The following is a 20916-nucleotide window of genomic DNA, read 5'->3' on the forward strand; positions in this document are numbered from 1 at the left end:
GTCTCCTTGGTATGAGCATATATTACACCTTATAAAGCTCCTGATAATGAGCATTACCACCCACATGATCGCCATGTCCATGCGTATTGAAAATAGCCTGAACAATCAGATTTTTATCATGAATAAAGCTTTCAATTTGCTGATCGATCTGACCTGGATCTACAATAAGCGCATCTCGCGTTATAGTATTGTATAAAACATAGCCGTTTTGCCAAAATCCACTACCATGCTCAATATCAATCATTTGCATCATATACTGATCACCGGCAAATGAATTCGCCCAAAAAGTTAAGACAAATAAGATGACGCCAAATATCTTCTTCATAGCTATATTTTTCAGTTAAGATCAACCTAAACAATTCAGACACATAAATATATGTGGAAATGTGGAATAGCACAAATAAATTATCTTTTTGATAATCTAATCAAGACTTAACAGAAGAGTTGACAATTTGTTTTTTTTAACATTACTCTCATTTGTTATGCTAATTATTTACTATATTCACTCACCGACTTACAGTTACTTTAAACAATTTCAGCATACCATGAAAATACGTACCCAATCAGAACTTATCAACACCGATTTATACAAAATTGCTGATACCGTTCGCATGGTATTTGAAAATACAGCCTCTGAATATGGACAGGAATACTTCAAGCAAATGGTCCTTCAACTGGCAAATTCACTCGGTGCAGATTATGCTTTCATTGGAGAACTTGACAAAGATAAAATAAACACAATCGATACCCTTGCACTCAGTGAAAAAGGAAAGATTATCGAGAACATTTCTTACCAACTTAAAAATACACCCTGTGAAAATGTTGTCGGTAAATCGCCCTGTTTTTACCCCATCGATGTGGTAAAGCAATTCCCTCAAGATGAATTCCTTAAGATAAATAGTATTGAATCTTATATCGGTATTCCTCTTTTTAATTCTAAAAACGAAGCTATTGGACTCATAGTCTGCATGTTTTTACAAGCCGTGAAATCACCCATATTGGTTCAGGATGTTATTCAGATTTTTTCTTCCAGAGTTTCCTCAGAAATTGAACGTGTCCATTTGGAGTCTAAATTAAGGAGGAGTGAGAATCGTTTTCGCCATATTGCTGAAAATACAGCAGCCTGGATTTGGGAAATAGATCCACAGGGAAAATATATTTACACGAGTAAGAAAGTAAACGAAATTTTAGGCTACCATCCATCTGAACTTATAGGGAAAAGATATTTTTACGAATCATATCCTGAACCAAATATAGAGGCTTATAAGAAGACTATATTTTCTTTATTCAACAAAAGAAAAGCCTTTACTGATTTTGAAAATCAAAAATTACATAAAAATGGTGAAATAGTTTGGTTTCGCACTTTTGGGGTGCCAATTATTAACCCAGAAGGCGAACTATTAGGTTACAGGGGAACATCTATCAATATTAGTGAACAAAAAAAACATGAGCAAGAAATTCAAAAACAGAATGAATTCTTAACAACAGTTTTAAACTCTCTAAGTTACCCTTTCCACGTAATTAACGTAAAAGACTATTCAGTTTCCCTTTCAAATCACGCAGGAGCGATTTCAAACAATACACAGAAGTCAACCTGCTACAAGCTTAGTCATAAGCTTGAAACACCATGTTGTGGTACAGAGCATCCCTGCCCTTTGAAAATTGTAATGGACACAAAAAAATCATGCATTGTTGAACACATACATACCAATAAGGAGGGTGTTAAATACCCTTGTGAAGTACATTGCCACCCTATATTTGATAAACAAGGCAACGTATCTCAAGTGATTGAGTATAGTATTGATAGAACTGAAAGGGAACAGTCCAAGTGGACCATCACACAAAGGGTTAAAGAATTACAATGTATACACCAACTGACTCAAGCTTTAGAAAAACACAAAAACCACCCAGATGATAACTGCAACAAGGTAGTAGATGTTATTCCCAGTGGTTTTCAGTACCCTGAAATAACAGGCTGTTCCATTATATTCTATGGAATAGAATATAAAACAGATAACTACTGTAATGGTCCATGGATGCTAGAGAGTCCTCTTCACAATGGCAAAAAATTGGTTGGAAAAGTTCAGGTCTGTTTCAATCAAGAATCAGATACGAACCCATTCCTTAAGGAAGAGAATGACTTGCTCAAAACCATTGGTCAACATCTATCCTCCTTTATTGAACAACAACACTATGAAAACCTCCAGAACGTTATTTACAAAATTTCTGAAGCTGCTAATATCAGCGAAAATCTTCATGATTTAATCGGCATAATCCATCTGCATTTAAAATCTTTAATTGATACCAGCAATTTTTACATGGCGCTTTACCACGAACAAAATGATTACTTTACAGTGCCTTACTCTGCAGACAAAAAAATCAACTTTCGGTCCTTTCCTGCTGGAAAAAGTCTGACCAAATATGTCCTACTGCAACAATGCTCAAAATTGGTCACTAGCAAAATTTTAAACCAGTTGGAAGACAATGGTGAAGTTATTTCTGTTGGGGAGCGTTCTAAAGCCTGGCTGGGGGTTCCTCTGTTGATAAAAGGGAAGGCAATTGGAGTAATATCAATACAAAATTATTTAGACGTAGAGGCATACGACCTGAAAGATCTTGATATTTTAGAATTTGTTTCCAACCAAATTAGTATTTCTGTGCAAAGAAAAAAGGTCGAAGATGATCTAAAAAAAGCACTCTTGAAAGCTCAGGAGTCTGATCGCTTAAAAACGGCTTTCCTTTCGGCTATGTCTCATGAGTTGAGAACTCCCTTAAATGCCATTATCGGATTTTCGGGATTAATAAATGAAGAACTAAAAAAAGAGGAGACCATTGAATTTGCACAACTCATCAATCAAAGTGGTAACGATTTGCTAGGTATTATAAATAACATTCTAGATGTAACCCAATTAGAAGGTCGAAACATAACAACTAACATAACTCAATTTCAGGCGCATGACTTATGCTTAAACTTATTAGACAAACTGCATAGTGAACAATATCAAAATAATTACAAAAAAATAATTATAAATTTTAAGCCATCATTAACCGATCAAGACATTAGTATTCTATCTGATCAGGATAAATTATTCAAAATACTCTATAATCTGCTTAGTAATGCCATAAAATTCACGCCAGAGGGAGAAGTCGCATTGGGTTATCTGATAGAGAACAGAGAAAATATGCCTTACGTAAAATTTTTCATAAAAGACTCAGGAATAGGAATTTCACACGACAAACAGAATATTATTTTTAATCTCTTCAGACAGGAAGATGATTCTCAAGCTCGAAAATTTGGAGGAACGGGTGTCGGCTTATCATTAGCAAAAAAATACACCGAACTGCTTAATGGCCATATCGAGGTAGAATCAGAAGTAAATAAAGGCTCAGAATTTACTGTTTGGATTCCACTGGAACCAGATCTCATTCTATCTAATTAATCACCACTTATCTGAACTCATTAAATGTAGATTTGACAATAAACTTGTACTAATTTAAAAATTCGGATAACTAAATCCTAAAAGTTCGAAGAATTTACCCTTTAAAACATCAAGTAAAAACCAGCATTTGGTTTTATATCTTGCTCACAAACTATATTTCTTTAAAACATGTGGCATTATAATTAAATACAAATATCCATTAACTCCTGATACAAAGCCGCTTCTTTTTTCTTAGTCAAATTTAAATTTTGCACATGCGACATATCATTAAGAAGTTGAGAACAAATTATAATGCCTTGTTTAATCAGAACCTGTTTTTCCTTTCTATTAAGCTTGTGTAAAATAGTAATAGGGTATAACTTCAAATCTTCCACGAGAAACTTTAAACCCTTATTTTGAGGATAATCCCAAGCTAAAAGATGCAAATCGTTGTATTTTGCATATTGTATTGAATCAGGCGTAAAACGCGTATTGGTTATCACCCAGCCCTTAAAAGATACGTTTTGATATTCAGGCATATCTTCTCGTTTGCGAATAATATCATTCACCCTAGATCTTACATATAATGGAACTTGAACACTTACCTGCTTCCCCTGATCTTTGTGGTATTTACACTCAACTAAAATCTGAACACTTTCTTTATTAGCAATCACATCCATTTCGTGAGTCACAGAGTAACCATCAACCACTATACCTACCTCAATCTTATACCCTTGCTTTTCGAATAACTGTCCAATAAACTGCTCAAATGGGTATCCGGTTGGTCCCAAAGCAAAAATGGCTTCTTTCAGCCTATAACGCATAGCTGAGTGTGCTCTTTCACGTCTCAATATTTTAAAAGCGCGCGAATAAATTTGTTTGGTCGTTACACCCGAGTAGATCCAAAGACTTACGTCAGTTACTATCTTTAAAATGGTGGAATGCTCTGCCCCTGCATTTCGCAAAGAGTTTTGCAGTTTTACTACATCAAATGGTTCATCATCACCCGATGCCTTTTTAACAAGAATAAGTTTATTTTTTAACGATGTTATTGCATCCATATATATAGTACTAAGATTGTTCAAATTCTCTTTAGGTATGAATTCCAATATAGAGTCTTTCTCTATTCAACCAAATTGATATAAATCTATACAATCTTCTGACAAATTAATACTGTCAAGTCTGTCAATTTTCATCTAAAGCATTTTATATTGACAAATCAAATAAACTACTCATAAAAATCAGGGCAAGAGAAGGTTTGAATTTTGATATTAAACTGATGATAAATCAAGTCATCCTTTATCAACCCTGTTTCAATTTTTCGAATCGCCATTCGCATAACTGCTTAAAGCGGTTCATAACATTCAATGTGACCCTATCGTGTATCGCTTCCCACATTCTATTGATTAGATTTCTGTTAGACCATTTTTCTTTGCCATAAAAGTTAAATCCTACCATCAGAAATAACTGGGCCTGTTCCGTTTCTTCCAGATCAGGAATTGAAGATCGCAAATACATTGTAAAAACACCAATCGGATAACCTCCTCTGCTCTTGTACAACAAATACCTCGCATTATCAGTTCCTACGGGATCAGGAATCCTCTTTATACTAATCGCATTGAGATTGAACAAGGGAATAAAATTTCTTCCCAACAAACTCTTTTTAATCCATGTGGGAAAATTTATCCAGCCAAATAAATAAATGGAAAGATTTTCCAGACTATTATTCCTGTCAACAACTCTAGCAATATGATTTGGCCAACAACTTGAATCACCATCCCATTTAAGTAATTCCTCAAAAATATATTTTGCAGGTGCGTTTATACCTATTTTATGGATATTTAGTATTTTAAAAGAACTAACCTCCACACCAAGACGTTGTAAAATACGATAGGTATAATTCTCCCTCTCCAAAATAGTATCAAAGTGAATTAATGTAGGTACCTCTGGTTTATGTATTAAGAAATACCTAATATCAGTAAAAATATTTGTGCTTTTATTGGGAGGTTTTAGTACCATTGATTGTATAGCTTCGTTGATCAATTGAAAAATAAAGGTTTCTATCTGTTAAAGTATCCATCATAAGTTACAAAAGATACACTGGATGATCCTGATCTTTCTGGCGTATTCTGCATTATTTTTTTCATCCTCAATACCGATTTTCAAATTTTATTCGAGATAATTCGCTTCAAATAGACGCAAACATTAGATTTTACATCTGCTAATTAATATTACTAATTAAAAGATGGCATTTTTAGCATATTGTTGTAAATTGATAGGTATAAGTAGTTTAACAGACAAATAATTCTATAGATGAATTGGCATTTAGGAAATGTATTTTTGCAGAAAGACATTCCTGAATCTACAAAACCTGTAGGGCTTTGTGAATTCTAAAGACTACTATTTTCAGAAATAAAATTTTAGTGGATTATGAAAGATACATTAAAAAGCATTTTGGAGAGACACCACTTAAGTGATGAGGCAACTTCAATTATTGAAAAAGAAAACCTCTTACCTTTAGGCTTATTAAACCGTTTACATTCCAATTATGCAAAAAGTTCTGGAATTCTGGAATCCTCCAAACGCATGTTTGACACGAGAAATCATTACTCAGGACTAAAAGGATTTAGAGAAATTATTGAGATACTCAATAATCATGGTGTTGATATTGGTTTTATTCAAGAACGGGAGCTTTTCATTCTTGTGTATCGTTTTTTGGCAACCAAGTTTGTCTTAAATGCCATAAACTGGCAAAATTTTGAGAATGATTCTCTTTTTCAACTTGTCTTTCCTCAGCCTGGGATGATACACCCGCATACTGTACAAGCATATAATGAGGCTAAAACTGAAGAGGCTAAAAAGACCTTAATCATAAATTATATCAAAAAAAACACTAACCCCCACGATGGCAAACAACAATTAAACAAACCTTGGTTCGAAAATGAAGAGGGTGAACTGGTCATTTTGGAAGGCAGTCAGCACAAATACCCGCAGTGCCAGCTTATTTTTGATCAAACAACCCAATCTTGTTTTTCCTTCTGTACCTACTGTTTTCGTCACGCCCAGGTGAGAGGTGACGAAGACATATTTAATCAGCTTGATATTAAACCAGTACATGATTACTTAAAAAAACATAAAGAAGTAACTGATATGCTACTTACCGGTGGCGATGCTGGCTACATGCCCTATGAAAGACTCAGAGATTATACGCTGCCTTTAATTCAAGATCCGGAGCTTATTCATATTAAAAGCTTACGAATTGGATCCAGAGCATTAAGCTATCAACCTGAAATGTTTTTAACAAAGGATTACAAAAGAATTCTGGATCTATTCAAAACCTTAACTGACCATGGTGTACAGGTCGTATGGATGTCACACTTTTCGACCCCCCGAGAAGTTTTAAATCCAGCAACCATTGCTGCAATACGTAGACTGCGCTTATATGGAGCTGTAGTAAAAAGTCAAAGTCCAATGATGAACCATATCAGTTTATTTACCGATAAAAATGGTCAAGTGGATATAGAGCGCTCTGCTCAAAACTGGATTGATCTTGGAAATGTGTTTGCCATGTTATCAGTAGGTTTCCATTCTATCTACTGTGCACGACCAACAGGCGAGCACCACTATTTTACGGTTCCCCTCTCTGAAATAAATAAGGTGTTTAATAAAATTTACCGTTCGCTACCTTCAATCAATCGCCCTTCCCGCTACATTACGATGACATCATCAGCAGGCAAAACTTCAATTCTTGGCACGGTTGAGATTAATGGACAAAAAGCCTTTGCCTTAAAATTCAACGAATCGAGAAATATGGAATGGATGGATCAGGTGTTTCTAGCCAAATATGATGAACTTGAAAATACAGTTGAAAACCTTATCCCCTTTGAGGGAGAAAAACATTTCTACGAGGATGAACTGATACAAATAGAAAACGACAAACTGGAAGCTCTACTAAAAAGGATGAAAGAATAATGACGATTAACATCATAGATAATGATAAATAAAATTGTAAAGTCAACGACTGAAGCGGTTGCAGATATATTTGACGGAGCCGTCATCATGATTAGCGGATTTGGTAATGCAGGCAGCCCTATTGAGCTCATCCACGCTCTTATTGATCAGGGAGCTAAAGATCTTACTATTGTAAGCAACAATACGGGAAGTGGTGAGGTTGGACTTGCTGCCCTAATTGCACACAAACGGGTTAAGAAGATGATTTGTTCTTTTCCAAGAACAGCCAATTCCACTGTTTTTCCCGACTTGTATACTAAAGGAGAAATCGAATTGGAACTCGTGCCACAAGGTACATTAGCAGAAAGGATAAGAGCTGGAGGTGCGGGTATTCCAGCCTTTTACACACCAACATCGGTAAATACCCCATTGGCAGAAGGTAAAGAGTGTCGAACTTTTGATCAAACGACCTGCGTCATAGAATATGGCATTAAAGCTGATTTTTCTCTCATAAAATGTGAAGCCGCTGATCGGTATGGCAATTTAATTTACAATAAGACGGCTCGTAATTTTGGTCCAATTATGTGCACAGCTGCCAACAATACTATCGTTCAAACAAGAAGAATAGTAGAACTAGGCGATATTGATCCTGAATGCGTTGTAACGCCTGGTATTTTTATAAAAAGACTTGTGGAAGTCAGTCATCCTGCTGATGAAGCAAAACTTGTATCTGAAAACAGGAGGTATCCATGGAGTTAGAAAATAACAAAAAAGGTTGGAACAGGAACGAGATGGCCCAAAAGGTAGCTTTAGATATTCCTGATGGCGCCTATGTCAATCTTGGCATAGGTCTACCAGAATTAGTTGCGGACTTTGTACCTGAAGGCCGAGAAGTGATTTATCATACCGAAAATGGACTACTTGGCATGGGCCCTGTGCCCGAACCAGGGCAAGAGGATCCAGAACTCATCAATGCTGGAAAAAAGAAGATCACAACGATAAAAGGCGCCTGTTTTTTTCACCATGCCGATAGTTTTACAATGATTAGAGGCCAGCATATCGACATCTGTGTTCTTGGGACCTTACAGGTTTCAGAAACAGGAGATCTTGCCAACTGGTCTACTGGCAAGCCAGGTTCAGTCCCTGCAGTAGGTGGAGCAATGGATCTGGTTTCAGGTGTAAAAACCATATTGGTGATTACAAACCATTGTTCGAAAGATGGGAAACCAAAAATAGTTAAAACATGCACCTACCCACTAACCGGTAAAGCTGTTGTTAATTGCATTTATACCGATTTGGCAATAATTGATGTCTGCGACAATAGCCTTTTTGTTAGAGAACTTGCACCAGGTATAAGTTTTGACTACTTGCAAGAAAAAACAGGAGCAAAGCTCAATCAGTACGAATAAAAGAAATATTCAGTCTAATTCAATTTATTACGACCATGGATACTGATCATATTAATTCGCTAAGTCATAAAAGAACCAGCGAAGAAATTTACAATCAAGCTTGTAAAATAATTCCTGGTGGTGTAAGTCGAAACACCATTTTCCACCATCCCTACCCTCATTATATCAGTCATGCCAATGGCTGTTACGCTACTGATATTAATAACATTCAAAGACTGGATTTTGGGAACAATATGGCTGCCTTAATACATGGACATGCCCATCCTGATATTGTAGATGCGGTTATCAAACAAATCCGAAAAGGAACCGCATACACCATGGCAACTGAAGCCGAAGTTCTCTATGCTCAATTGCTGTGCGACAGAACGCCATCCTTTGAGAAAATACGATTCGTCAATTCAGGTACAGAAGCCGTAATGGCCATGATAAAAACCGCACGAGCCTATACAGGCAGACCTAAAATAGCCAAAGCCGAAGGTGCCTATCACGGTACTTACGATTTTGCTGAGGTCAGCCAAACGGCCAATCCAGCAAACTGGGGCGACATCAACCAGCCTAATTCTGTGCCAGTAGCCAATGGTACACCACAATCTGTATTGAATGATGTTATCATATTTCCATACAATGATATTGAACATACATTGGCGATACTGGATCAAAACGCAAGCGAAATAGCCTGTGTTATTATTGATCCCGTACCACATAGAGTGGGACTAATGGAAGGGAAAACTAATTTTATTGAAGCGATTTATGAATGGACCCGAAAAAATGGAGCACTGCTCGCTTTTGATGAGGTTGTAACCTATCGCGTTAACTATGGCGGTGCTCAACAAAATTATTCTGTAAAACCCGACCTAACAGCTTTGGGTAAGATCATTGGTGGTGGTTTTCCTGTTGGAGCCTTTGCTGGTCGTTCTGATATTATGAAAGTTTTGGACCCTAGAGAAAGTAAGCTTCTATTTCCACATTCTGGAACATTCTCAGCAAACCCTGTAAGCATGACCGCAGGGCATACTACTATGAAGATGTATAATAAAGACGCTATTTTGAAGTTAAATACCCTAACTCAAAAAGCCACAGACCAAATAAGAGAAGCCATAAAAATTGCTGACGTTCCTGTTTCCATAACTGGAACTGGTTCGATGTTTCGATTACATTTAAAACCAAGTGCGCCGACTAGCTATCGTGAAGCATATCAAAACTGTGAAACAAAAACATTAATCAATGAAATGCTGGATTATCTTTTCTTAGATGAAAAAATAATGATGATAAACACCCTTACCTGTATGTTTTCAACAGTTATGACTCAAAAAGAAATCGATATGTTATCTCAGGCTCTTTTAAATATGTTTAAACGTTTTAAAACACAATTACATTCATTAGATAAATAAACCAGAAAACGCTATGACAGATGTCTATATTTGCGATGCAGTAAGAACCCCCGTAGGCAAATACGGTGGATGTCTATCGTCTTTACGCGCCGACGATCTTGCTGCAATCCCCTTGAAGGCTTTAATGGAACGTAACCAAAATATCAACTGGTCAGATATTGATGATGTTCTTATGGGCTGTGCCAATCAGGCAGGAGAAGATAATCGAAATGTAGCCCGCATGGCTCTGCTACTTGCCGGCTATCCGGAAACGGTACCAGGAGCCACCATTAATCGCTTGTGTGGTTCGGGTATGGACGCCATTGGATCAGCTGCCAGAGCCATAAAGGCTGGCGAAGCTGAACTAATCATTGCTGGTGGTGTGGAAAGCATGTCGCGCGCTCCATTTGTTATGGCTAAAGCTTCCAATGCTTTTTCCCGATCGCAAAAATTTTACGACACCACCATTGGCTGGCGATTTGTAAATCCGGCATTGGATATAGAATATGGAACAGAATCGATGATAGAAACGGCCGAAAATATTGCTAGTGATTTTAAGATCAGCCGGGAAGATCAGGACAAATTCGCACATTGGAGCCAAGAAAAGGCGCATACTGCTCAATACAAAGATTTTCTTGCTGATGAGATCATTCCTGTACTTATTCCTCAGCCTAAAGGCGATTCTTTTAAAGTAGATAAAGACGAACACCTGCGATTAAGCTCTCTCGAAAAGTTAGCTTCATTAAAAACACTGATTAGCGAAAATGGAAGCATTACAGCCGGAAATGCCTCGGGTGTGAACGACGGCGCAGCAGCTTTAATTATTGCGTCAGGAAAGGCTGTGAAAAAGTATAAATTAAAAGCCAAGGCTAAAATTCTAGGCATGAAAACTGCCGGCGTTCCTCCTCGAATTATGGGAATGGGCCCTGTACCAGCGACCAATAGTCTCTTAAAACATTTGAGTTTGGAGCTAAAAGATATGGATATTATCGAACTTAACGAAGCTTTCTCTGCTCAGGCTCTTGCCTGTATTCGTGAGTTTGGTCTTGATGATCATGATCCTCGGATCAACCCATTGGGCGGAGCCATAGCATTGGGACACCCACTGGGAATGAGCGGGGCCAGAATTGTGATATCGGCCCTTTATCAGCTTCAACGGTCGAACTCAAAAAAGGCCCTTTGTACCATGTGTATAGGCGTTGGCCAAGGGATTGCTCTCGTACTTGAAAAAGTTTAAATGACAATTTATTCTGTCGAAGAAACCACAGATCACTACAGTAAAATAAGGAACTATGACTAAAATGAACATCGCCAATACCGAATCTGATTTCCAAATCATTGCAGAATTGTCCTCAATCATTTGGAAAGAGCATTATACAGATATTATTGGTTCCCGACAAGTTGATTATATGCTTAAAAAATATCAATCGGTAGAAGCTATAAAGGATCAGATTGAAGAAGGGGCCTTGTATTACCTAATTACACATCAAGGCTCAACAGTGGGTTATCTCTCCTATTACAAAAAAGCGGACTGCTTGTTCTTAAGCAAAATTTATATTCTAAAAGAATACAGAGGCAAAGGTATCGGTAAAAAGACCATGCACTATCTTGAAACGACAGCAGAACATCTGGGATATAAAACCCTATCGCTGACCGTTAATAAAAATAATATAGAAACAATTAAAGCCTACGAGAAAATGGGCTTTAAGCAGGTAAGAGATATTGTGATAGATATTGGAAATGATTTTATAATGGACGATTACATAATGGAAAAAGAACTTTAATTTTAAATTAAAAGCGCAATCTGCTATCGCTTGCATCTTTCAATAATCTGAATCATTTGGATATAAAAAAAATCCCCATGACAAATCATGAGGATTCTTGCTGTGTTATTAGTTAAAACTATAAGCTCGTGATTTTCTCATCAGCTTTATTATCGTCTTTTTCCTTTAACTTTTCTGAATTATCAGATGTTTTTCTGTCAATTAGTTTATGGTAAGGATCAATAGCAACACTGTGCGGTTTTTTATCGACAATAAAGGAGAATTTATTCTCTTTAGCTGTAACATGGACTTTCTTAAATAGTATTTCCTGCTCCTCTTTATTTTCATCTTCTACAAAAATGGCAAGGTCAATCCAGTCGTTCATATCAACATACTGTTTATCCTCTTTTTCATCACTATTCGTTTGAAAAGATATTTTAACAGCACCGTCACCACTTTCGACCTCAGTAGCATCTTCTTTTATCGTTTTAACAACTCTGTATTTCTCAGCTTCAACAGTAAAATCAACTCTATATTTACCATCCTCAGTTTTACTAACATAAGCACTATCAACTTTATTATCGAACAGTGTGATGGTCTCCAACATATCGGTAATCACATAGTCCAGAGAATCCGGCATATGACGTCTCATCAAATCAACAAACTCAAGCGAAGTCGTATATGGAGGCTCCTGAAAAGCAACATCAGACACATACTCACTAAGTGCTTTATTAAGATTAGCCTCGCCCATATAATCAGATATCGCATACATGGCTACAGCACCTTTATTATAGTGAATATATTGCTGATTCTCATTATACATCAATGGTTGCTCTTTAACACTTTCAGATCCCCGTCCTCTTAGGTAGCTATTTAGCTCCTCTTTCATAAACTTACGGATTTTGCTTTTTGGATATTTCTGCTCTAACACCTTTATGGCCGAATATTCAGACAAACTCTCAGACATTAAAGTTGCTCCCTGAACATTGGCACCAATCACCTGATGTGCCCACCATTGATGCGCCATTTCGTGTGCCGTTACATGATAGGCATAGTTGACAGCTCCTTTATCCGATTTATCTTCCTTAGCAATAAATCCGATAGCCTCTGAGAAAGGAATGGTATTGGGAAAGGACTGAGCAAAAGACCCTATAGTTCGAGGAAATTCAATGACACGAACCTGTCGATGTTGATATGGACTATAATTATCTCCATAATATTTGAGTGACGCTTTTAAGGCATCAGCCATATCGGCAATATTATAATCATGACCTTTATGGTAATAGATTTCAATATTGACATCCTCATATTTATCGGTATAAACTTCATATTTTGCTGATACCCATGAATAGAAATTAAGAATTGGCGAATCCATTTTATAATGAAAATACGCTCGATCACCTTCGATCCATTTCTTTTGCAGATAACCCGGCGCAATAGCAATTTGATCGGCAGCTGTACTTACAGTCGTTTCAAAATTCACCCAATCGGCACATTCCGAAATATAAGTGTTCCCAAGAGATGTTGTATCAGTTGGTGGCGCCATACGATCTCGCTTAGGTAAATCATATTTCTTACGTACAGTATTGTCTTTAAGCTCACCCGAACGTGAATAGCCAATGCTTGGAAGACCTCCACTATTAAAAAAAGTTCCATTAGCCAAAACTGGAGAACTATTTCTTAAGAAATGAATCGTTCTATTTCTCATCGTAAAGCTCAATTTCAACGAATCACCAGGCATAAGCGGTTTATCAAGCTTATAAATATTGTATTGGAACACCGTATCCTTACTTACCAAATCGGCAGGGCGCGAAAACTCAATTGTCGTGTGTTTATAGGTATAGTTGATATGAACTGAATCTATAGCTTCATTAGATTTATTCTTAACAATATAGCGACCCTGAACTTTTAAGTCGTTGGTCTCAGGAAACAAATCCACATCGACTTTAACATCAGTAATACGTGGCTGAACGATATTGTAATACTTAGAATATTTATGCTCCCACTCTACTTGATCAAGCTCTCTTTCTTTTGCTGATTTATGCTCGTTCTTGATATTATCGAACCAATAAATAAATCCACCAATTGCAACAAAACCAATCGTACAAGCAGTAAGTGAGATGTACAATGTGCGAGTTAGGTTCTCTTTGGCTCTACGGAAACGAATCTTAACCGTTTCGCGAATTCCACGACGCCATATGGCCAAACCAGCAATTAACAATACCGATGAAAATAGCAACCAATACAATCTGTAAAATAGATAGGCTGGAATATTGCTGCCATAACCGTTCATATCGGAATAAGTGAAGCCCGGTCCTGAATTGAAGTTAAATATTTGTTGCTCGATACCCAGCTTTGATAAAAACGGACTAAGAATAGAAAATATAAACAGAGCAAAAAAGCCGATGTAAAAGTTAGATAAGAGCGATTGTACAAATAGTGAAATTGCAGCCCACACAATATAGACTGGCAACATTAATATAAATAGCTCCATAAAATAATGCAGAGGCTCAATTTCGTAATAAGCTTCTGAAATCTGAATAACAATACAAGTAGCCATTACTACGACTAATAAAAGAATCTGTACCTTTATTAAGGCAATAAATTTAGAGAAGTATTGCACCCAGTTAGGTGTGTGAGTCGCATCGACCAATTCGAACATTTTTGCACGGCGCTCACGCTGAACAAGCATACCTGAGTATAAAAAGGTAATCAGTAAGAGAAAAAGTCTAAACATAGAGCTTGGAATCAGCAACATTTTCCAGGTTGTAGGATAGGTTGTTGTACCAAAAAGACTCATGGTTGTTGTATGTCCAATAACCATAAACAGAATACCGAAAGCCACAAGTACCATAAACGGAACCGACTTGATAATGAACTTAAAGTTCATAATTGAGATATTCCACATCAACTTTAGATTCCAAGAGTAACTGTTATCAATAGTCACCTTAGGCAAATTTATATCCCTTAAATTATTAAAGTTGTCTTTGACCACAACAGCACTCTTTTTAGAGAACCATCGGAAGGATAATGCTTCTTGTGTAAATTGAAACTTAAAGTAAGTTGCTGCAAAAATCAACATGGATACAGCAAACCAGATAAGTCGGTTAATTAAAACCAAGCCACCCATTGGTAACAAATTGGTGTTGCGCTCGGCTACATTCCAATATTCGGTAGCGTGTGTTATGGCAGACGCACCAAAGGGATCGAGCAAGGCCCCGAAAGTCTTACTCTCAAGCTCTCCCATTAAATTCTGCGATATCGCCTGTACAAAAAACAGGATGATCATCGTAACGAAACCAGCACCCAGATTTCGGCTAAATGTGATCACAGCAAAAACAATAGCTCCGAATAGAAGAATATTGGGTAAAACAACCAAACCATATATCTGTAAAAAGGCCAATGGACGTGAAGGTCCTAGCATTTCGGGATTTACGCCTGGCAATAAGGGAGCAATAAGGAAACCAAGGCCAAATACCAAGAAAATTGCCAAGGTGATAACAATTGAACTAAGAAATTTAGCCAAAATATATTCTGATTTCTTAAAAGGGTAAGAATATAGAATGGAATGCATTTCGGAGCTAAAATCACGATTCACAGAACCTCCAACAATAGATGGCAATAGGAAATATCCCAAAGTTAGAATACCAAACATATTGAATAACGCAATGGGCGAGTTTGCCAAACGAACCGAAGCCGTTGTGGCTGTTTTGCTGTCGAATACACCAATACTACCAGCCATTATCAATGTTGAGATAATAAGCAGCACAGCTGCATAAATATAGGTAGCTGGGTTCTTAAGCCAGTATTTTAGTTCGAATTTAAATAGAGTTATAAATTTACCCATGATTAGTTAACGTTTTTTAGTGTAACAAAGTAAACATCCTCTAAATCGGCCTCTTTTTGAATAAATAATTCGTCAGGCTGAGTTTCTGAGTAAACGTTGATATTCATACTATTATCATCATTAAACTTACTGGATAGAATCTCGAAACTATCTTTGTGTTCATTAAGCGCAGATCGATCGATTCGTTTGGTCCACATCTTACCCTTTATTTGCTCAACAGCCTCACGAGGTGTTTGATGAGTCAGGATCGCACCACCATTCATAATAGCCATGTCGGTACATAACTCTTTAACATCCTCAACAATATGGGTTGAGAAAATAACAATATGATTGGTTCCAATCTCACGCAAAACATTAAGGAAACGACTTCGCTCTGCAGGATCCAGTCCAGCGGTAGGTTCATCAACAATAATAAGTCTTGGGTTATTGAGCAAAAGCTGAGCAATACCGAAACGTTGTTTCATTCCTCCAGAATAACCTGCCACATTTTTCTTACGAGCTTCGGTCAAGTTAGTCTGTTCCAGTACAGCTTCAACAATCTCTTTTCGTTCTTGCTTATTGGAAATGCCCTTAAGTTCAGCAAAATGCATCAACAAATCTTCGGCCGACATTTTTGGATAAACACCAAATGATTGAGGCAAATAACCCAGCGAGTTGCGAAGGGTCATCTTATCCTCCATGATATTAACACCATCAAATACGATGCTTCCAGAATCGCCTTCCTGAAGGGTAGCGATGGTGCGCATTAGCGTCGATTTACCGGCACCATTGGGTCCCAAGAGACCAAACATACCTGCTCCAATTTTTATATTTACATTGTTTAAAGCCTTAACACCATTACTATAAGTCTTAGTAAGATTCTCAATAATTAATTCCATCTATTTTATATTTAGGGTTATTCATTAATTAAAACACCTAAACCCACCTTCAAATTTTACTGGTTTCACAATCAGTTATCACTTGCGCTTTCATGAGTGTAGGTTAGTTACTAAACAAACCTAAACAATATAAACTAACATTAATACTGTCAAATGTGTCAACTTAAATAATTTCGATAAAGCCCTTGTTCTTTCATATAAAAACATGTGATTACTCTTTAAATTGAGTATTATCTCAAATGAACCATTTTAGCGGTTTCTGTTTAATAATAAATTAGCCATAATTACAAAATGTCTAGATCTTTTCTGGTTTTGTACATTAAAAAAATCTCAGCTTAGACTGAAATTGTCATTATCAACAATAAAAATCTTAATTTTACACCTGTTTCGAATCCTGAAACAACATTTTACAAACTTGAAGTTATTAAAACATGAAAAAGCGCAATTTCAAATATAAAAACGAAGAAGAAATCAAAGCCTATATTGCCGATAACAAACTAGATGCTCAGAAAACTGATACAGGCTTATATTACCTGATAAACAATGAAGGAAAAGGCGCACAACCCAACATCAATTCGTATATCAAGATTGCATATATTGGTTATTTTATAAATGGTGATATTTTCGACCAAAATGACAAATTAGAGATTAATCTGACTGAGGTTATAACAGGATGGATCGAAGGTTTACAACTTTTTAAAGAGGGTGGTGATGGCGTTCTATTTGTACCTTCGCATTTGGCTTATGGAAATAAAGACAATGGATCCATCCCTGCTGGCTCGGTACTAATCTTCGACATTCATCTCATTGCGGTTAATTAGGTCCTTCTTTTGAAATTTGACTTCAGATTAAAGTCTCACTCCAATTTCAAATCAATTCAAAAAAGAAGACCTGACAAGCCCGATTTATCGGTCCTGTCAGGTCTGAATATTTTTATCTTAAGTGAAGACTTAGATGCGTTTCATCATGGCTTCAATTTCCTTAATTTGTGCCGATAGCATTTTTTTCTTGTCCAGTTTTTTGGCTTCCACCAAATAATGACTAGCTAGTTTCTTATTACGCTGTGACAAAGCAATACCTGACAAGTTCAATTTTGCAACTGCCTGATCGGTTGTTAGTCTAAGACCCGTTTTCAGTGCTTTCTTGAAGGCCTTATCAGCCTTTGAACTGTTGTTTTTTTGTGATTCGACTAATCCTGATAGATAGTAGAAATAAGCTTCCTGCTCCTTAATCATTCCTTCGGGATGTTTTACTCTGGCTAATACGCTTGCGGCTTTTTCAAACTTATTTTTCCTAACAAAATAAAAGGCTAGTAGATTCATTATATTCTTGAAATGGAATAAAACGAACAAACCAGAAACTAAAAGCGACCAAATGCCCATCGATATCATACCCTCTACAAAAAGGTAAATAGATCCTAAAAATAAAATTCCAGCAATAATCAGCCAAAGGTATTTTCTTATCATGATAGTGTTTTTTTAATATTTAATACTGCAAAACAAACCATTTTTTAATATAAACAAGCATAATAGGCCTGTATTTTTTCTATTAATTTATCGGCAATTTCCAAGATTAACTATGAAATGAAGCATAAGCTCTCTGTATCAGCTTCTATACATCTCACTTGCCATAATCACAAAATTAGAGATCAAAATTTTAAAGCTCCACATCTTACTATATGATATATTGTGAATTTAAAATGACCTGTCTGGATATATAATGTTGAACAAAAGAAAAGCCCTGTCTTAATTAAAAAACAAAGCTTATGGATTATTTCATTAAATATCCTTAGATCTTATTGCTGATACTCCGAAATCTTGAAAGATTTCTGTAAATCGTCCTGAAGTTTTGAAATTTCACTCAATATAGTTTTTAAGGTCTGCTGATCTATATCAGTTAAGTTTTTTAACAAAACGGTATTATCGGGCCAATCGTTATCAAGAAGTAAATCAACCTGACATTTAATGCGTAAATGCATTAAGAAATTGTAAATCTTCTCAATCTCCTCTCCTGTCTTCTCAGGAATCACAGAATGAGCCATCAATTGATTCAATCGCAATAAACTATTGGTTTCTGGAATCGCATGATAAAGGGCGTGAATTCTCAAATAACCAATAATGGGCTGTAGAAACTGCTTTAGGTTCACTTTTTTATTCTCAATAACAGGTTTCTTTCGAATCACCGTTTTAGCCAGTTGATTAAAGAAGGTCATATTCCCATCTAGAGTAGCGTAAACATGATCAAACAACTGATTTACCAATCGATCATTTCCATAAATTAAACGCAAGTCGAAGAAGATGGAACTATCCAAAACATTGGACATATCAGGATTATCAATCCAATTCGAAAAATAATCTTTCCAGACATCAAGAGCATTACACCACTCCGGATTTCCAGCCATCAAATCACCTTTACATCTGGAATAACCAATTGCATGAAGATTTTCGTTAATGATTTCGGATAAGCGTAAAAAGTAGCTCTTATTCTCTTCGGTGTGAACTTCAAAAATAATGGCATTATCCTGATCAGCTTTTAAAGTCTGCTCCCCGCGTCCTTCACTGCCCATAGCTACAAAAGCAAATTCACATGGGGGCTCTCCCACTTCTTTCAAAGCCATTTCAATTATTCTCGTATTGATCGCATCGGCTATAGAGGTGATAATGCGCGAAACACTATTGATATTATCGGTGCTGGTAAAAATTGCCTGAATTAACAGGGGAACCTTATTGTAGATTCTTTTCAGGTCACTAATAACGAAACAGGCATCAATCTCACGAATTAGATAACTTAAGGAATTGCGTTGCATTTCCAAACATTGCTGATTACTAATATTTCCAATAATACTTCCGTAATTATTCTCAACCAGCAAATGCGTAATATCTTCTTGTTCAAACAGTAGAACAGCCTCATATAAAAGCGCATCCTGCTTTATAGTTTTTACGGGTGAAGTCATTACGGCATAAATGGGCTTATCTGCAGCTTCCTCTTTGGCCAAAATACGACTCCTCAAATCGGTATCGGTTACCACACCAATAATATCCTCCTTTTCCTTCACACAAATCAATTTCGATCGATTATCAGTCATGATTCTTGCAACCTCATTAATGGTATTGCTTAGGCTACAGGTCACATTCTTATTGATTAAATTGAGAACAGGCTGATTCATCAGTTGCAAAGACAATTGAATATCATCTGAAAGTTTCTGAGCATCCAAACGTAAGCGTTTGTTCTCTGTTACATTTCTAACGACAAGGATATAGCCAATTTGGCCAGAATGGGTAATCTGAGTCAGAGAAATGATCACATTGTGCATGCCAGCTCTTGCGTCAATCAATTCTGTTTCGAGTATATAAGATTTATTGGGATTCTCAATGGTTGCAACCAATGCCTCCCAGGTCATTTTGAATAAACTTGAAAAATCGGAACCTATAATTTCAGCACCTTCATTATTTAATAAATTAATGAATTTCTCATTTGCAAAGGTGACCTTTTTGTTTACTAGCATAAGTGTGCCTTCGGTAGAGGCATCTACCAGACTCTTGTACTTTTGTATGGATGATCTTAATTTCTTCTCTGCCTGAACTCGTTTCTCCTCAATAATTTTGGTTTGTCGTAATACATAAATCAGAATAAGAACAATCAGTAAAATGATAACGAAGGACACTTTTAATAAAAACTTTTTTAATTCTTGAATTTCAAGCTTAACATCCTCCAAGTAAATTCCGGTGCCTATAACCCAATTCCAATCGTTAAAACCTTTTACATACGAAAGTTTGGGCACAACCTTTGAAGCATCATCTTTCCATTGCCAGTAATATTGAATAATACCTTCTCCCTTTTCATTCACCAATTGGGCAGCATCTACAAAAAGTTTATTCTCATGATTATCGGCATAGTTGGACAGATCACTTCCATTTAAATCAGGTCTGTAGGGGTGCATAATCATTTTAGGACTTGAAGTGATGATCCAAAAGTAATCCTTCTGTTCATTTCCATACCGCATCGTCCCAATTTGTTCGGCAGCTCTTTGCTGAGCTTCCTCCTTTGATAGTCTCCCTTTTTTGTAAGCTTCGTTATTTTCTGACAGAACACTCCAAGCTGTATTGGTCAACTCCTGAATCATCTCCTTTTTACGATCCATCATACTATCCTCAAACAAAGGAATAATAATCACATAAAATGATACGATAAACATGCTTATAGCGAGTAGTGTCGGTGCGACTATACTATAAATAAACCTATTGCCTTTTAAATCATTCATACTAAGACATATATTACA

General features: G+C 36.5%; 15 protein-coding genes. 8 read left to right on the forward strand and 7 right to left on the reverse strand.

Going from position 1 to position 20916, the window contains the following annotated elements:
• Positions 1–22: 22 nt before the first annotated feature.
• Entirely contained in the window at positions 23–325 is a 303-nt protein-coding gene (locus tag DWB61_RS08180; protein ID WP_125030411.1) for an MBL fold metallo-hydrolase, read from the reverse strand.
• 220 nt (positions 326–545) lie between these two features.
• Here DWB61_RS08180 and DWB61_RS08185 point away from each other — a divergent pair, with 220 nt between their 5' ends.
• Positions 546–3440, forward strand: a complete 2895-nt coding sequence (locus DWB61_RS08185) for a sensor histidine kinase (RefSeq protein WP_158614384.1) — start codon at positions 546–548, stop codon at positions 3438–3440.
• A 182-nt stretch (positions 3441–3622) separates the two neighbouring features.
• Here the strand turns inward: DWB61_RS08185 and DWB61_RS08190 are convergent, their stop codons facing one another.
• Both DWB61_RS08190 and DWB61_RS08195 read right to left on the reverse strand, forming a co-directional pair.
• The gene (locus DWB61_RS08190) at positions 3623–4480 is read right to left on the reverse strand and encodes a restriction endonuclease (protein ID WP_125030413.1); all 858 of its coding nucleotides are present in this window, start codon (positions 4478–4480) and stop codon (positions 3623–3625) included.
• Between the two features lie 241 nt (positions 4481–4721).
• Positions 4722–5438, reverse strand: coding sequence for a hypothetical protein (locus DWB61_RS08195; protein WP_125030414.1), 717 nt, complete (start codon positions 5436–5438; stop codon positions 4722–4724).
• A 411-nt stretch (positions 5439–5849) separates the two neighbouring features.
• Between DWB61_RS08195 and DWB61_RS08200 the strand changes: the two genes are divergently transcribed.
• The 6 genes from DWB61_RS08200 to DWB61_RS08225 are packed head-to-tail and all read left to right on the forward strand — an operon-like array spanning position 5850 to position 11933.
• Positions 5850–7391, forward strand: coding sequence for a hypothetical protein (locus DWB61_RS08200; protein ID WP_125030415.1), 1542 nt, complete (start codon positions 5850–5852; stop codon positions 7389–7391).
• Between the two features lie 21 nt (positions 7392–7412).
• The gene (locus DWB61_RS08205) at positions 7413–8129 is read left to right on the forward strand and encodes a 3-oxoacid CoA-transferase subunit A (protein ID WP_125030416.1); all 717 of its coding nucleotides are present in this window, start codon (positions 7413–7415) and stop codon (positions 8127–8129) included.
• On the forward strand, positions 8120–8779 hold the full coding sequence (locus DWB61_RS08210; protein ID WP_125030417.1) for a 3-oxoacid CoA-transferase subunit B: 660 nt from the start codon (positions 8120–8122) through the stop codon (positions 8777–8779). Before DWB61_RS08205 ends, DWB61_RS08210 begins: the two co-directional genes overlap by 10 nt.
• A 35-nt stretch (positions 8780–8814) precedes the next feature.
• Positions 8815–10170: an aspartate aminotransferase family protein gene (locus tag DWB61_RS08215; protein WP_125030418.1), complete on the forward strand. Its 1356-nt coding sequence runs from the start codon at positions 8815–8817 to the stop codon at positions 10168–10170.
• 13 nt (positions 10171–10183) lie between these two features.
• Positions 10184–11386 (forward strand): 3-oxoadipyl-CoA thiolase, encoded by a 1203-nt coding sequence (pcaF, locus tag DWB61_RS08220; protein WP_125030419.1) that lies wholly within the window; start codon positions 10184–10186, stop codon positions 11384–11386.
• A gap of 55 nt (positions 11387–11441) precedes the next feature.
• On the forward strand, positions 11442–11933 hold the full coding sequence (locus tag DWB61_RS08225) for a GNAT family N-acetyltransferase (RefSeq protein WP_197091165.1): 492 nt from the start codon (positions 11442–11444) through the stop codon (positions 11931–11933).
• A gap of 118 nt (positions 11934–12051) precedes the next feature.
• On the opposite strand, the gene DWB61_RS08230 is transcribed toward DWB61_RS08225, so the two are convergent.
• Both DWB61_RS08230 and DWB61_RS08235 read right to left on the reverse strand, forming a co-directional pair.
• Positions 12052–15759, reverse strand: coding sequence for an ABC transporter permease/M1 family aminopeptidase (locus DWB61_RS08230; RefSeq protein WP_125030420.1), 3708 nt, complete (start codon positions 15757–15759; stop codon positions 12052–12054).
• 2 nt (positions 15760–15761) lie between these two features.
• On the reverse strand, positions 15762–16637 hold the full coding sequence (locus tag DWB61_RS08235; protein ID WP_125030421.1) for an ABC transporter ATP-binding protein: 876 nt from the start codon (positions 16635–16637) through the stop codon (positions 15762–15764).
• A 431-nt stretch (positions 16638–17068) separates the two neighbouring features.
• Between DWB61_RS08235 and DWB61_RS08240 the strand changes: the two genes are divergently transcribed.
• Positions 17069–17458 carry an FKBP-type peptidyl-prolyl cis-trans isomerase gene (locus DWB61_RS08240; protein ID WP_125030422.1) on the forward strand — a complete coding sequence of 130 codons (390 nt, stop codon included), beginning with the start codon at positions 17069–17071 and terminating at the stop codon, positions 17456–17458.
• Between the two features lie 129 nt (positions 17459–17587).
• On the opposite strand, the gene DWB61_RS08245 is transcribed toward DWB61_RS08240, so the two are convergent.
• Complete coding sequence (locus DWB61_RS08245; RefSeq protein ID WP_125030423.1) at positions 17588–18103, reverse strand: tetratricopeptide repeat protein; 516 nt, start codon at positions 18101–18103, stop codon at positions 17588–17590.
• 329 nt (positions 18104–18432) lie between these two features.
• The gene (locus DWB61_RS08250; RefSeq protein ID WP_125030424.1) at positions 18433–20898 is read right to left on the reverse strand and encodes a DUF294 nucleotidyltransferase-like domain-containing protein; all 2466 of its coding nucleotides are present in this window, start codon (positions 20896–20898) and stop codon (positions 18433–18435) included.
• Positions 20899–20916 lie beyond the last annotated feature (18 nt).

This window comes from Ancylomarina euxina (assembly GCF_003863355.1).
Lineage (GTDB): Bacteria > Bacteroidota > Bacteroidia > Bacteroidales > Marinifilaceae > Ancylomarina > Ancylomarina euxinus.